This is a genomic window from Neoroseomonas eburnea (genome assembly GCF_018129005.1).
GTDB lineage: Bacteria > Pseudomonadota > Alphaproteobacteria > Acetobacterales > Acetobacteraceae > Neoroseomonas > Neoroseomonas eburnea.
The window spans coordinates 19,728-34,346 of the sequence record NZ_JAAEDL010000002.1 but is presented as its reverse complement, the minus strand read 5'-3'; the positions used below and the strand labels follow the sequence as shown (position 1 = coordinate 34,346).

Below are 14,619 nucleotides of genomic sequence, written 5' to 3'. Positions count from 1 at the left end.
CACTGCCTCGCCGCCACTGGATTCCCATGACCGACACCCCGCTCGAACTGATCCGCAATTTCTCCATCATCGCCCATATCGACCATGGGAAGTCCACGCTCGCCGATCGCCTGATCCAGCAGACCGGGGCGCTGACCGCGCGCGAGATGAAGGAGCAGGTGCTTGACAACATGGAGATCGAGCGCGAGCGCGGCATCACCATCAAGGCGCAGACCGTGCGCCTGACCTACCCGGCGAAGGACGGCAGGACCTACGTCCTCAACCTGATGGACACGCCGGGCCATGTGGACTTCGCCTACGAAGTCTCGCGGTCGCTCGCCGCCTGCGAGGGGTCGCTGCTGGTCGTCGATGCCTCCCAGGGGGTCGAGGCGCAGACGCTCGCCAATGTCTACCAGGCGATCGACGCGGGGCACGAGATCGTGCCGGTGCTCAACAAGATCGACCTGCCGGCCGCCGAGCCCGCCCGCGTGAAGCAGCAGATCGAGGATGTGATCGGGCTGGACACCTCCGACGCGGTCGAGATCAGCGCCAAGACCGGGCTCAACATCGAGGGCGTGCTGGAGGCGATCGTGCAGCGCCTGCCGCCGCCCAAGGGCGATCCGGCTGCGACCACCAAGGCGCTGCTGGTCGATTCCTGGTACGACGCCTATCTCGGCGTGATCATCCTGGTGCGGGTGAAGGACGGCTTCCTGCGCAAGGGCCAGCGCATCCGCATGATGTCGAACGGCGCGGTGCACACCATCGAGCAGGTCGGCGTCTTCTCGCCCAAGCTGACGCCGACCGACAGCCTCGGGCCCGGCGAGATGGGCTATGTCACCGCCGCCATCAAGACTGTGGCCGACACCAATGTCGGCGACACCATCACCGACGACCGCAACCCGGCGGCCGAGCCGCTGCCGGGCTTCAAGCCCTCCATCCCCGTGGTTTGGTGCGGCCTCTATCCCGTCGATGCCGATGATTTCGAGAAGCTGCGCGAATCGCTCGGCAAGCTGCGGCTGAACGACGCGTCCTTCCACTACGAGACGGAGACCTCGGCGGCGCTGGGCTTCGGCTTCCGCTGCGGCTTCCTCGGGCTGCTGCATCTGGAGATCATCCAGGAACGGCTGTCGCGCGAATTCGACCTCGACCTGATCGCAACCGCGCCCTCGGTCGTCTACAAGGTGCACAAGACGAACGGCGAGATGTTCGAACTGCACAACCCGGCCGACATGCCGGATGGCAGCGTGCTCGACCACATCGAGGAGCCGTGGATCAAGGCGACCATCATGCTGCCGGACGATTATCTCGGCCCGGTGCTGGCGCTGTGCAACGAGCGGCGTGGGCAGCAGGTGGAGCTGACCTATGTCGGCACCCGCGCGATGCTGGTCTATCGCCTGCCGCTGAATGAGGTGGTCTTCGACTTCTACGATCGGCTGAAATCCGTCAGCCGCGGCTATGCCTCCTTCGACTACCAGATGGACGGGTACGAGGACGGGGATCTCGTGAAGATCTCGATCCTGGTGAACAACGAGCCGGTGGATGCGCTGTCCTTCATGGCCCATCGCAGCCAGGCCGAGCGTCGCGGCCGGCAGATCTGCGAGAAGCTGAAGGACCTGATCCCCCGTCAGCTCTTCAAGATCCCCATCCAGGCGGCGATCGGCGGGCGCGTCATCGCCCGCGAGACGATCGGCGCCCTGTCGAAGGACGTCACCGCCAAGTGCTACGGCGGCGACATCAGCCGCAAGCGCAAGCTCCTCGAGAAGCAGAAGGAGGGCAAGAAGCGCATGCGCCAGTTCGGCAAGGTCGAGATTCCGCAGAGCGCCTTCATCGCCGCGCTCAAGATGGACGCCTGACGCGGCCGGTGCCGCCGGCCTCCTCGCCGGCGGGCCGTGCGGTTGCCGCTCCGTCCGGCGTGCCGCGATACAGGCGTTTTCTTGCTGTTCTCACGCTCCTGTGAATTTACCTTCGGCTTGGCTTGATCCATCGCCCCCCAGGATCACTTGTCATCACAACGAAGGGCGGACCGGTCGCGTCCGTCGAGCCAGGAGGGCGCCATGTCCAGGATCACCCGTCGCGTCGTTGCGGCGACTCTCGCCATTGCCGGCCTCGGAGCGCCTGCCCTCGCGCAGGGCACCTTCCCGTCGCGCCCGGTTACCATGATCATCCCCTTTGCCGCGGGTGGCCCGACGGACACGGTCGGGCGCCTGATCGCGCAGGCGATGAGTGCCGATCTCGGTCAGCCCGTGGTGGTGGAGAATGTGGGCGGCGCGGGCGGCACGCTCGGCGCGCAGCGTACGGCCCTGGCGCGGCCGGATGGCCACACCGTCCTGCTGCACCACATCGGCATGGCGACGATCCCGACGCTCTATCGCCGTCTCGCCTATGACGCCGTCAATGGCTTCGAGACGCTCGGCCTGGTGACCGAGGTGCCGATGACGCTCATCGCGCGGCGCAACATCGAGGCGAATTCGCTGCAGGAACTGGTCGCGCTGATCCGCCAGCGCGGCGAGGGGCTGAACTACGCCAATGCGGGTATCGGCGCGGCGAGCCATCTCTGCGGTCTTCTGCTGATGAAGGCGGTCGATACGCGCATGACCACGGTGCCCTATCGCGGCACCGGGCCGGCGATGAACGACCTGGTCGCCGGCACGGTGGACGTGATGTGCGACCAGACCACCAATACGACCGAGCAGATCCGCGCCGGCACCGTGCGCGCCTTCGCGGTGACGACGCCCGAGCGCATCCCCGCGCTGCCCGACCTGCCGACCTCCGCCCAGGGTGGCCTGCCGGGCTTCGAGGTGAGCGTGTGGCACGGACTCTATGCCCCGCGCGGCACGCCGGCGCCGATCGTGGCGCGGCTGAACCAGGCGCTGGTGAAGGCGCTGGAGGACCCGGGCATCGCCCGGCGATTCGCCGACCTGGGCACTGCGCCGGTAGCGGTTGCGCGCGCCACGCCGGAGGTCCATCGCGCGTTCTGGCAGGCGGAAATCGCCAAGTGGAGGCCGCTGATCCAGGCGGCGGGACAGTTCGCCGATTGATGTGAAAAAGGGTGCGGCCGACGGGTTGCCCTGCGGCCGCACCCTGACTATGTTCCGCGCCCTCCGGACAGGTGGCCGAGCGGTCGAAGGCGCGCGCCTGGAAAGTGCGTATACGTCAAAAGCGTATCGTGGGTTCGAATCCCACCCTGTCCGCCAGTTCCATTGGGCGTCCCGCTCTCCGACAGATCGACCGCCGCGCTGACTGGCAGGTTTCTTGGGGTTTTCAGAGTAGACCTGTTGACTGGCTTGACGCGGAAACGGCCGAAAATCGCTCTCCGGCGCCGTGTTCTCTCCGAGCCCGTTGACCTGGCCGATTTAGTACGGAAGTTGAAAAGTTAGGTAGTTCGTGGCTTTCTGCGTGGTCGCGATTTGCTTTGGTTCGAACACCACTTGCCCGAAATCCGTACTTAGTGCGCGAACACCCCGAAAAGTGCCGCTACGCACCGCGCATGTCGGCCGCGGCGCATTCGATCAATTGTCACTGGGCTACTTCTGCCTTGGGTCCGTCATCAGGTAGCGCAGGGCGGTTAGGACTCGGCGGGGGTTCCGCCGGTGCATGGCCATGCCGAGCCAGTAGCCCGCCTCCTCGCGCCCCATCGCCTCGATACCCTCCGCCACAGCTCGCATGGAGTCGCGGTTCCGCATGGGGGCGAGGGTCCGGAACAGAAGGCCGAGCCGCAGCGCCGCGTCCTCCCCTAAGGGCCGCGCCTCTCGCCGACCCGCCAGCGGGGCGAACTTCACCCCGGCCGCCGCCAGCGACTTCAGGACCCGGTGCTCCACAAGGTCGAGGTTACGACCCCGAAGCCCGGCAAGGCGGCGCGGCGCGGCCAATTGCGGGCTCGCGGCGGAGGGCAACTGCCACACCTCGATCTCGGTATCGCCCGCGCCGTGGCGGACGATCCGCGCCTCGTAGAGTGGCGCGGAGGAGGGCTCAGTCGGCTGGCGCGAGGGCAGGCGGGCGATGTTCATGGCTTCGGCTCGGCAGTGGCCTCAACATAGGCGGCTCCGGTCACGAAGCGCGTCAACTGTTCGACCAGTTTCACGGGCGCCTCACCTGAGGTGGGCAAGCCCTCCTTGTAGCCGAGACTCAGGACGAAGGTGACGTCCTTCTCGGCCGCCAATTTCAATTGCGGGTCGAGGAAGTCCCGAAGCGGCAGGGCATCCTGAGGCACCCCCTCGAACCCGACCACGACCGTGCTTCCGGCCGCCGTCTCGAATTCGCCCTTGATGCTCGCGCGGATCTCGGCATTGCGGATGGCGCCGACGACGCCGAGCAGACGGAAGCCATCCGCCGGTTCAAATACGCGCACTGTCAGCCGAGAGATGGCCGCGACCTTGCGTGCAGACGCCTGCTCGAAGATTCGGTTCAGGGCCTCCTTCAGCACGCCTTCGGCGTGCAGGAGTTCGTGTTGAGGCGGCGGAGCGGTCGTTGTCCCGCCTCCACCCTCGCCCAGCGTTGGGGCCGCACCTCCGCCCTCAGCGGCACCTCCTCCCTTCCCCTCGGGCTGGGTGAAGGTCGTGCTGCCCGACGATCCGCCGGTCGCCCCCTCCGCGCCGGGCGCCGCCTTCTTCTCGGCGCGCGGCCAGATGTTGTGCTCCACCGCGTAGGCCATCGTGAACACGACGGCCTCCTCCTCGACAGAGATCGGCGTGTGCGGATCGCCCTTGCCGTAGAGAAGGTCACCCTTCCTGTAGACGAACTCGCCACGATCCACGCCGAGCCGGATGCCGCGAACGAAAACGTCATCGCCAACGAGCATCGGCAGCGTGGCGTCCTGCCTGAACTGCTCGCGCAGCGCAGCCGTGGTGATCTGGCCCTTTCGCAGCGGCGTCCGGTCACGGACGTAGGCGGGCGCGTCTGGCTCGTCTTCGGCCGTCCGCAGTTTCCGTGCCTCGCGCAACTGCCGAACCACCTGCTGCTGCCCCGCGCCGGGCTTCTCCGATGCACCGTGGACCTCCAGTGCCGTATGCGCCAGCGACACGGTGCTGCTGCCGATGCGGAGGTTGGACGGGAAGAAGATGTGTCGGAAGCATTGCTGAACGGCGATGGCGACCTCCGCCTCGGATTTCGCCTCTTGCTCGCGCACCGTGGCCTGCTGGTGCTCCGCCAGTTCCCCAAGCCGCGAAGGCGACTTCAGAGCCCGCAGCGCGAGGCGGCGCGTCATCTTGGCGCGCATCGCGTCAACGCGCCCGTCTTCGGCCACAACGAAGAGCACGTTGTTCCGCAGCAGCCGGTAAGCCGTGCCGTCCGAGCCCTTCCGTTCGTAGATGCGCCCGATGAGTTCGGGCACCTCCTCCACTAACGCCCCGACCGAGACCGCGTCGGGTGACATCACCACGAGCAGCGGCTTCCCTTCGCCCACCTCGTCCGGAACCTCCCACGGTCCGGAGGGGAAGGGCACCATCTCCAAGGTCTGCCCCTTGAAGATGCCCTTGATCAGGTCGTTCAACTGCGACCGGGCCTCACCCGGATCAACGTTCTGCTCTTCGCGGCGGATGATCTGGGTGAGGTTCGCCTCCACCAAGAATCGCATCGGCACACCGGGCCGATCATCAAGGTAGGCGGACTGCGAGACGAATGCCTTCCGCGCCTCCTCCACGAAGGCGAGGTCAAGAGCGGGGCCGATGACCGCGTAGCGCAGCCGCTCCGGCGACAAGCCCTTCAGCGCCTCGTTGAAGGCCAGCGTGTGCATCAGGATCGTGCGCGCCACGTAGGTGGCGAAGGGCGGCAGCCCCTTGTGGTTCTTCGCGTCGATCTCCTGCCCCAGCGCGAGCGTCCCGCCTTCACCCGCCACGTCAGACCGGATGGCGGGGACATACATGGTCTGGCCGAGCCGCGTGGTGATCTCCATGCGGATCGGCTCAAAGCCGGGGTCGATGTGGTGCAGATGGATGGCGTGCGCGTCGGCGGGCTTCTCCTGCCAAAGGCGCTGCACCGCGCGTCCGAGCAGGCGCAACATGCCACGAACCCGCTGGAAGTCAGCCAGCGTCGCGGTCTTCGCGGTCAGCGTCTCCAGCACCTCCGGGTGCAGCGGGTAACTGGCGGCGAAGTCTTCCAGCGTCTTCGGCTTCGCGGCCTCAATGGCCAGCGCCTCGCGATTCTTGCTCCACGCTTCCTTGTAGGCCGCCACCACCTCCGGCGCGCGCGTCCGGTCCACGCGAGCGAAGAGGCGGCGCAGCAGCACCTGCACCGTCTCGTCGTCCTCGGTCGGGTTGAGCAGCGTGGCCTTGCGCGCCGAGACGCTCATCGCCTCCGCCATGCGGTCGGCCACGAATTGATTCTCGTCGGAATAGGCGTCACCCGCGCGTCCGTCCTTGCCGACCGCCAGCGTGTAGACGAGGGCGGCCTTTGGCGAGGACTCCACAGCGGTGAAGAGCGCAGTGAGAAACGCCGTCAGTTGATCCTTCGCGCCCGGCCGGTTCGCCACCTTCCGCAGGTAGATCGCCAACTCATCCATGAGGATGAGGGCGGGTTGGCCGCCGAACAGTTCGGCCAGCGTCTCCGCCCCCGGCGCCACCCCGGTCTCGTCGGAGCGGCGGACGCGCTCGTAGCCCTCGCGCCCAGCCAGCGCGTAAGCGATCTCGCCCCACGGGGTGTAGGCCAGCACGTCCGGGGCCATGCGGCGGCCATTGGCGGGGTCGGCGTTTTCCCCGTCGAATGCGGCGATTCGGACCTCGCCCTTGGGCAGCAGGTCCGGGTCCACAAACTCCTCTGGATTCGCCACGCCGGGCATGCCCCGCGCCGCATGGACGAGGGCGATCAGGCCGTGCGTCTTGCCGCCGCCGAAGGTGGTGTCGAGGCGGAAGATGGCAGCGACCGATCCACCGTTGCCCGAGAGGCGCCCGCAGACGTTCCGAAGCAGGTCCTTCAAGCCTCGTGTGGGAAACGTATTCGCAAAGAAACGTGCTGGCTCAGCATATTCCTTCGGTGCTTCCGAACCGCCGCGCAGGACGCGAGCGAGGTTGGCCGCGAAGTCAGCGTCCGATGATGTCCCCTTGGCCACGTCGTCGCGCGGCTCGCACAGGTCGAAGATGGTCGGCGGCAGTGGGCTGGTCATGTGGAGGTGCTCGTCGTCCCGGTTACTTGTAGAATGGCAGGCTGCCTCGGAGGACACTAGCGCCCGATGGCCCTGTGCTCTGCCCGACCGTTCTCCGGGCCTCCCTGTAGTCTGGCGGCGCGGCGACCGAGGCGCTGCCCTCCTGCGCCCAGACCCAAAGCCGTGATAGCGTTCCCAGAACAGGCCGCCGCTGAGCGGCTGATTTGGACCGGGGGTGACAATGGACGGAGTGCAGGGGGCGTCGGGGGCGCGGGCGGGTAGTAGTTCCGACACTCGGCTGATCGAGCGGTGGCTGCCCATCGCTGCGCTTGGTGAGGAAAGCGCGCGGGAGCGGCGCTCGCTGCAGGCGCTTCCTCCAGTTTATTACCTTCATGTGTGGTGGGCACGCAGGCCGCTTGTTGCTAGTCGCGCAGCCTTGCTCGCATCAGCCCTTCCAGCCGATGCAAGCCGGAAGAGTTTCTTGCGAGCCCTCGGGATACACGGCGATCCGATAGCGGTCCGCCGCAGGATTGATGCAGCAAAGCGCACTGGCGAGAACCTTGGCCTCAACCCCTACGGCTACGCGCGTGCGTTCAGTTGGTGCCCTGACACGGAGGATCGTCGCTGGTTTGGAGAGAATCGAGTTGGGCCGGAACTGACGGCCCTTGATCCGACTGCCGGAGGTGGCGCTATCCCATTCGAGTCGGTTCGGCTCGGGCTTTCGACCTTAGCCAACGACTTGAATCCCGTCGCCGCGCTGTTGGAGAAGGCCACGGTGGAGTTCCCGCTGAACCACGGCGCGGAACTTCAGCCTGCGTTCCAGCGGCTGGCGGCAGATTTCATCCGGCGCTCCACGGTCCGCCTTCGCGGCGTTTATCCCTCAGAGTCTACAGATACGCAGGTCTTGGCCTATCTCTGGGCACGCACAATACGCTGCCCCCATTGCGAAGGATTGGTGCCGCTGTCTCCTAACTGGCGGTTGGACCAAGATGGCGCAGGCGTTCGGTTGCTGACGCATTGCGGTGCTGGCCCCGGTGACCCGGACAGGCGGTGCACCTTCGAGATTGTTGAAGATGTAAAGCAGCAATCGGAGGGAACCGTCTCGGGTGGAGATGGCCTTTGCCCCTACCCAGACTGTAAGCGCGTCATCGAGGGCGACAGCATCAAGACGCAGGCCCTGCAGGGTGAGATGGGCGAACAGTTGTTTGCCATCGTGTTCAAGCGCCGGATTGAAACCCGGACTAGGGCGGGCAAGAAAGGGCGCGACAAGTGGGAGCGCGGCTACCGCGCCCCGCGTCCGGAGGACGACAACAGCGCCGAAATCGCCGCGCGTTTGGCCGAGAAGATGCCCGAGTGGGAAGCGCTGGACTTCGTTCCGGGCGAGTCTCTGCCGGATGGCAATAAGACGACAGAGCCAATGCGATACGGCATACGGCGTTGGCGCGATCTGTTCAACCCGCGCCAACTCCTCGGCCACGGAACGGGCGTTGAGGTATTCCGCGAATTGCTCGATGAACATCGAGCAGCAGGAAGACTGGACGACGTAACCAAAGCGGCGTTCGTCTACTTGGCCTTCAGCCTCGATAAGATGCTCGACTACAGCAGCCGCGCCAGCACGTGGGAGGCATCGAAGCAGGCAATCGGCCATACCTTCGCCAGACATGACTTTGCTCTTCGGTGGTCTTTTGCGGAGATGGCGCCCGCCATCACCAGCAGCGGCTACCAATGGGTGACCGGTCAGGTGGAGAAATGCATCGGTGAACTAGTCGAACTTGCTCGTCCAGACACCGTCAACGATGGGGGGCTGTTGGGTGCCGGCACACCCGTGAAGCATCCACCCGTCACGGTCACCTGCAGTTCCGCCGACCAACTCCTTCATGTCGTGGACGGCAGCGTAGACATCGTGGTGATGGACCCCCCTTATTACGATAACGTCATGTATGCGGAGTTGTCAGACTTCTTCTACGTCTGGCTCAAGCGCACCGCAGGGCAGGTCTATCCTGAACTCTTCACCCGCCGCCTGACCGACAAGGACAACGAGGCTGTCGCTAACCCGGCCAAGTTCGACGGCCAAAAGGGTGCGAAGGCGCTAGCGGGCCGGGACTATCAGCAACGCATGGCCCGGATCTTCGAGGAGTGCCGTCGCGTCCTGAAGCCCAACGGCATCATGACGCTAATGTTCACCCACAAGGCAACTGGCGCTTGGGATGCCCTTACCAAGGGGCTGATGGAGGCAGGCTTCGTCATCACCGCTTCGTGGCCCATCAACACCGAGGCCGAGAGCAGTACGCACATCCGGAATAGATCTGCGGCCAACAGCACCATCTTCCTTGTCTGTCGCCCGCGCGAGGCAGCGCCAGCAGACAGCGCGCAGGAGTATTGGGAGGATGTGGAGCCCCTCGTTGCTCGCGCCGTGCGCCACCGCGTGGAGGAGTTCCAGAAGGCAGGAATTGGTGGCGTCGATCTCTATCTCGCCTGCTTCGGTCCCGCCTTGGAGGAGTTCTCCCGCCACTGGCCCTTAAAGCGCGGCACGCCGCGCCCGACGCCAGAGGCGAAGAAGCGCTTGCGCCAGACTGCGCTGTTCGAGGAGGAATACGACCCCTACGCCGTGACGCCTGAGGACGCGCTCGATGCCGCGAGGCGCGAGGTGAAGCAGTGGCGGTTGGAGCAATTGGCTCGGAAGTCCGCACCCGGCGCCCTTGATCCGCTGACGAGTTTCTTCGTCCTCGCATGGGACGCCTTCAAGGCTCCGCAGTTCCCTTACGACGAAGGCTTGCGCCTTGCCCGTGCGGTGGGAGTGGACCTCGACGCGCAGGTGGTCGGCACGCTGGCCGAGAAGAAGGGCAGCGACCTCATCCTGTGGGACAGCGCGAAGCGCGCCGCCAAGGCCGCCCTCGGCTCGCCGGACGGAGGACGAGCGATGGTGGATGCGCTGCACCACATTGCCAACGCCGCCCGTTCCAAGACGCTGGCGGCAGCGAAGGAAATGGCCGAGCGCGCGGGCCTGCTGACCGACCCTGCCTTCCAGCAGGCTCTGACCTACGCGCTGGAGGTGCTGCCGCCTTCGCGCACCTTCTCTGGGCTCTCGCTCGACGGCGACCTTGCGGCGGCAGCGGGCGACTTCGAGGCGCTGGAGAACCTTCGCCGCCTCGCGCTCTCCGACCGCGTGCCTGAGCCCGAGCAGTTGAAACTGTTCGCGGAGGAGGCCGCATAAGCCGTGCCGGTCCTCTCGGACTTCCAGTGGAGGCTCCGCTACACGCCGGAGGACGGCGACCTTGTGGCGGGCCTCTACGTGCCGCTGTTGTCGTGCGCTGAGCGGTATGACCGGCTCACCGGCTACTTCTCGGCAACGGCCCTCGCGCTCGCCGCGCGCGGCATTGAAGGGCTGGCACTGAACAACGGGTCCATGCGCCTCGTGGTCGGCTGCACGCTCGGTCCGGACGAAGTAGCGGCCATTGAGAGGGGCGAGGCGCTGCGCACAGCCGTTGGGCGGCGCCTGACGGCGCTACCGCTCGAACCCGGCGATGACGCTGCGCGGCAGGGTCTGGAGATCCTCGCGTGGCTGGTTGAACAGGGGCGGCTGGAGGTGAAAGTCGCGGTGCCCTGCGACAGCAATCGCAGGCCCCTCTCCGGGACCGCCATCTTCCACGAGAAGGCGGGGATCGTGGAGGACAAGACCGGTCAGAAGGTCGCCTTCAGCGGCAGCCTCAACGAGACGGCGGCGGGGTGGACGCAGAATTTCGAGAGCCTGCACGTCTTCACCTCGTGGGGCGATCCGGCGCGTGTCGCGCTGGAGGAGGAGCACTTCGCCAAATTGTGGGCCGACAAGGCGAAGCGTGCGCTCGTGGTGGATGTGCCGCAGGCGGCCCGCGAGGACCTGCTGCGATTCCTGCCAGATCCCGGTGAACTGCCTGCCGCGATGAAGGCGGCAAAGACGAAGCAGGCGACGCCAAAGCCCGAGCCGGTGGCAGCGCCAGAGCCAGAGTCCGCTCCTGTGGCGGTCCCTCCGGTAGATCGGCGTCGGCGTGTCTGGGCGGCTATCGCACGCGCGCCGCTTCAGCCGGTCGGTGGCGAGCGCGTAGCAGAAGCGACCAGCACGGTGACACCTTGGCCGCATCAGGTCCGTGCCTTCGAGCGCATGTATCGGGCTTGGCCCCCGAGACTCCTGATCGCGGATGAGGTCGGCTTGGGCAAGTCGCTTCAAGCCGGGCTGGTGATGCGTCAGGCCATGCTCGCTGGCCGTGCGAAGCGCATCCTGCTGATGGCGCCGAAAGCGGTGGTCAAGCAGTGGCAGATCGAGTTGCGGGAGAAGTTGAACCTCAACTGGCCAATCTACGACGGTGGCAAGTTGTGCTGGTTCCCGAGCCCGGCGATGGCGGGCGGCCACGAGCGCGCCGTGTCCCGCGCCGATTGGCACAAGGAGCCGTTCGTCCTCGTCTCGTCGCATCTGCTGCGCCGGACAGAGCGCCAGCGTGAGGTGTTGGAGGCCGCCGACCCGTGGGATCTCGTCGTGCTGGACGAGGCGCACCATGCGAGGCGGCGCGGCGCGGGCAGCGCGCAGGAGAGCGGACCCAACGCGCTGCTGAGGCTCATGCGCGGGTTGAGAGCGCGGACGCAGGGGCTGGTGCTGCTGACGGCCACACCCATGCAGGTTCACCCCGTGGAGGTCTGGGACCTGCTTCAACTTCTCGGCCTGCCACCCGAATGGTCGGAGGGCGCGTTCCTCCGCTTCTTCGAGGACGCGGCGAAGGACAATCCGAGCCACGAGGCACTAGATCGGATGGCGGTGCTGTTCCGCGCGGCTGAGCGTGCCTTTGGCGAGGTGGAACCCGCCGCCTTGCAGTCGCTCGGGCTCACCAGCGCGCTACGTGCCCGCAAGGTGCTGGCGGCGCTCCGCGATCCTGCCAGCGTCCCACGTCGTCAGTTGGAGGCCGACCAGCGACGTGCGGCGGTGGCGCTTATGCGGCGCAACAGCCCGGTGGCGCGGCTGGTGAGCCGCCACACCCGCGACCTACTCCGGCGTTACCATAAGCAGGGCAAACTCTCGACGCGTATCGCGGACCGCGATGTGCGCGACGAGTTCATTGAACTCTCGGCCGATGAGCGCATCATCTACGACGCCGTGGAGGACTACATCTCCTCCACCTACAACGCCGTTGCTGCGCGCGGTGCGACCGCGCAGGAGCGGAGCGCAGTCGGCTTCGTGATGACGATCTATCGCCGTCGCCTCGCCTCGTCCTTCCACGCGCTCCGCTGCACCTTGGAAGCGCACATGGCCTCCATCGCGGACCCGGCGAAGGCAGGGGCGCTGCTCGCCGCCGAACTGGACGAGGAGGTGGACGAGGACGAGGCCGACGCGCCCGAGGAGGACGAGGCGGAGCGCCTCGCCAAGCAGGCGCTGGCGCTAGAGGAGAAGTCGGACATCGAGCGGCTGCTTGCCATGATCCGTCGCCTGCCACCGGACACCAAATTGCAAAAGTTGCGCGCCGAGATTGCCGCGCTTCGCGCTGAGGGCTTCGAGCAAGTGATGGTGTTCACCGGGTTCACCGACACGATGGACTTGCTCCGGCGTGAACTGTCGGCGGACGGCGGCTCGCGGATCATGTGCTTCTCCGGGCGGGGCGGCGAGGTGCAGTCGCAGGACGGGACGTGGCGCGTCATCTCACGCGACGAGGTGAAGCGCCGCTTCCGCGAGGGCGCGGCCGAGATCTTGCTTTGCACTGACGCGGCGGCGGAGGGCCTGAACTTTCAGTTCTGCGGCGCCCTCATCAACTACGACAGCCCGTGGAACCCGATGCGGGTGGAGCAGCGGATCGGCCGCATTGATCGCCTCGGCCAGCGGTTCGAGCGCATCCGCATCGTCAACCTTCACTACGCCGATACGGTAGAGGCCGACGTGTACATGGCGCTCAGGCGGCGCATCGGCCTGTTCCAAAGCGTAGTGGGCGGGTTGCAGCCCATCCTCGCGCGTATGCCGCGCCTGTTGGGCGAGCGAGTGCTGACGGGCGATGGACGCGCGGCGGTGGAGGACGTCGAGCGCGCAGTCGACGCGGCGCGGGCCGAGGGCGGGGGCTTCGACCTCGACACTGCCGTGGCATCAGACCTCGAAGAGCCCGTGCGTCCGGTTCCGGCGCTCACGCTGGACGACCTCGACTGGGTAATCTCCGATCCTGCGCTGCTACCTCCCGGGACAGAGGTTCGGCGTCTCGATGGCCAGAGCTACGGGCTGCTGCTTCCAGGACGAACGGAGTTGAGGGTAACGACCGATCCCTCCTTCTATGACGATCACGCCGACGCCACTGAGTTGTGGAGCCCGGGCAGCCCTGTTTTTCCCAACGCTGCAGAGCTCGCGGCGGGTGAGGAAGGCGAGAGTTTTCAGCGCGTTCGTGGCATGTCGACGCGCTCGGCATGATCGCGCCACTCCACCGCCACGTCCTCCACCAACCTCGGCAAGGTCATCCCCTGCGGCTGCCGCCCGTCCAAGATCGCCTCGACGAGGTCGGGCGCCAGCAGCGTCAGCCGCAGCACGCGCGAGACGTAGGACGAGTTGATCTTCTCGGCCGCGGCGAGCTCGTTGATGGTGCCGAAGCGCCCGGACTCCAGCATTCGCCGCCATCGGAACGCCCTCGCGATCGCCTTCACCAGCGTGGTGTCCGCGGCCGAGGTGCCACGGTTCGCCATGCCGCTTGGCGTCAGCACCAGCTTCCCTTTGCCCCGCTTCCGGGCCGCGAACGGCAAGCGGATGGTCAGGATCTGTGGGGCGCCACTCCGTCCGAGCCCTATGACTTCGAACTGCTCGGGACCTTGAGCGCACGCTTCTTCTGCGGCGTCCCCTTGCCGATAACCCTATCGCCCGCATTCTTCCAGCGCGCGCTATCGATAAGCCGGGATTTGACGATGGAGAGCTTGGCGCAGTCTGGCAGCGCGCGGAGCGTCTCCTTCACCGACTCGTAAAGCGGGTCGGGCAGCCACGGATTGAGGTATATCCTGCTGATCCATGCGAGGGGAAACTCGAGGCTATAGGCCGCGCCCTGCGGGTCGTCCGTCTCATAGACGATTCGATATTCCTCCTCCGCGGCGAAGCCAATCCGCTTCACAAACGGCAGACTGTCCAAGTCTGCCGTCGTAAGAGCATCTATATGGTTCAGCAGCAGGTACCTCATCTCGGCGAAGCTCACGCCCGGGATTTTACTCAAGGCCTTCTCGAGCGGCGCTCGCTTGATCTCGATGCATGCCCCATCCGCGGTGCCGGTGAACACGCGCCAGTGGTGATAGGTCTCGCCGCATCTCGCCGCGCAAAGCGCGTAAAGACCGCCGAGCGCCTTCTTCTCCTTGTAACGAGCCATGAAATAGCGGTCGTTACGATCGTCCCAATTCTGGGGATCGAGCAATGGGAGTTCCCGGCGCCGCAGGATATCGATGACCGCTGAGATCGAGGTATATCGGCGGATATGCTTGTCGAGTGTGGCCATGTCGGGTCAAAAAACCTTGGGTTCGCGTTCGCTGCATCCGTCAGACAAGACTCTGAAACATCAGCCTTTGGTTTTGAAGCACGCGACGAACCC

General features: G+C 66.1%; 8 protein-coding genes, 1 tRNA gene and 1 pseudogene. 6 read left to right on the top strand and 4 right to left on the bottom strand.

Going from position 1 to position 14,619, the window contains the following annotated elements:
• Positions 1-26: 26 nt before the first annotated feature.
• From lepA to GXW74_RS02475, 3 genes are all read left to right on the top strand, one after another.
• Positions 27-1,832 carry a translation elongation factor 4 gene (gene lepA, locus GXW74_RS02485; RefSeq protein ID WP_211844703.1) on the top strand — a complete coding sequence of 602 codons (1,806 nt, stop codon included), beginning with the start codon at positions 27-29 and terminating at the stop codon, positions 1,830-1,832.
• 201 nt (positions 1,833-2,033) lie between these two features.
• Positions 2,034-3,017: a tripartite tricarboxylate transporter substrate-binding protein gene (locus tag GXW74_RS02480; RefSeq protein WP_211844702.1), complete on the top strand. Its 984-nt coding sequence runs from the start codon at positions 2,034-2,036 to the stop codon at positions 3,015-3,017.
• Between the two features lie 65 nt (positions 3,018-3,082).
• Positions 3,083-3,173, top strand: a tRNA-Ser gene (locus GXW74_RS02475).
• A gap of 330 nt (positions 3,174-3,503) precedes the next feature.
• Here GXW74_RS02475 and GXW74_RS02470 read toward each other — a convergent pair.
• Positions 3,504-3,986 carry a DUF7680 family protein gene (locus GXW74_RS02470; RefSeq protein ID WP_211844701.1) on the bottom strand — a complete coding sequence of 161 codons (483 nt, stop codon included), beginning with the start codon at positions 3,984-3,986 and terminating at the stop codon, positions 3,504-3,506.
• Positions 3,983-7,075: an ATP-binding protein gene (locus GXW74_RS02465; protein ID WP_211844700.1), complete on the bottom strand. Its 3,093-nt coding sequence runs from the start codon at positions 7,073-7,075 to the stop codon at positions 3,983-3,985. The genes GXW74_RS02470 and GXW74_RS02465 overlap by 4 nt, the downstream gene beginning before the upstream one ends.
• Before the next feature lie 220 nt (positions 7,076-7,295).
• Between GXW74_RS02465 and GXW74_RS28740 the strand changes: the two are divergent.
• The 3 genes and pseudogenes from GXW74_RS28740 to GXW74_RS02455 form a co-directional block, all read left to right on the top strand.
• Positions 7,296-7,505, top strand: a pseudogene (locus GXW74_RS28740) (DUF1156 domain-containing protein); the annotation flags it as partial.
• Positions 7,506-7,793: 288 nt separating this feature from the next.
• Positions 7,794-10,268: a DUF1156 domain-containing protein gene (locus GXW74_RS02460; RefSeq protein WP_246522782.1), complete on the top strand. Its 2,475-nt coding sequence runs from the start codon at positions 7,794-7,796 to the stop codon at positions 10,266-10,268.
• 3 nt (positions 10,269-10,271) lie between these two features.
• Entirely contained in the window at positions 10,272-13,466 is a 3,195-nt protein-coding gene (locus GXW74_RS02455) for a DEAD/DEAH box helicase (RefSeq protein ID WP_211844698.1), read from the top strand.
• Here GXW74_RS02455 and GXW74_RS02450 read toward each other — a convergent pair.
• Both GXW74_RS02450 and GXW74_RS02445 read right to left on the bottom strand, forming a co-directional pair.
• Positions 13,430-13,753, bottom strand: coding sequence for a hypothetical protein (locus tag GXW74_RS02450; RefSeq protein WP_338148114.1), 324 nt, complete (start codon positions 13,751-13,753; stop codon positions 13,430-13,432). The genes GXW74_RS02455 and GXW74_RS02450 overlap by 37 nt on opposite strands.
• An 80-nt stretch (positions 13,754-13,833) precedes the next feature.
• The gene (locus tag GXW74_RS02445) at positions 13,834-14,526 is read right to left on the bottom strand and encodes a hypothetical protein (protein WP_211844697.1); all 693 of its coding nucleotides are present in this window, start codon (positions 14,524-14,526) and stop codon (positions 13,834-13,836) included.
• Between the last annotated feature and the right edge of the window lie 93 nt (positions 14,527-14,619).

What these genes read in the sequence shown, in the direction of transcription:
- lepA (WP_211844703.1), top strand. Translation starts at nt 27, where the DNA reads ATGACCGACACCCCGCTCGAACTGATCCGCAATTTCTCCATCATCGCC.
- GXW74_RS02480 (WP_211844702.1), top strand. Translation starts at nt 2,034, where the DNA reads ATGTCCAGGATCACCCGTCGCGTCGTTGCGGCGACTCTCGCCATTGCC.
- GXW74_RS02470 (WP_211844701.1), bottom strand. Translation starts at nt 3,986, where the DNA reads ATGAACATCGCCCGCCTGCCCTCGCGCCAGCCGACTGAGCCCTCCTCC.
- GXW74_RS02465 (WP_211844700.1), bottom strand. Translation starts at nt 7,075, where the DNA reads ATGACCAGCCCACTGCCGCCGACCATCTTCGACCTGTGCGAGCCGCGC.
- GXW74_RS02445 (WP_211844697.1), bottom strand. Translation starts at nt 14,526, where the DNA reads ATGGCCACACTCGACAAGCATATCCGCCGATATACCTCGATCTCAGCG.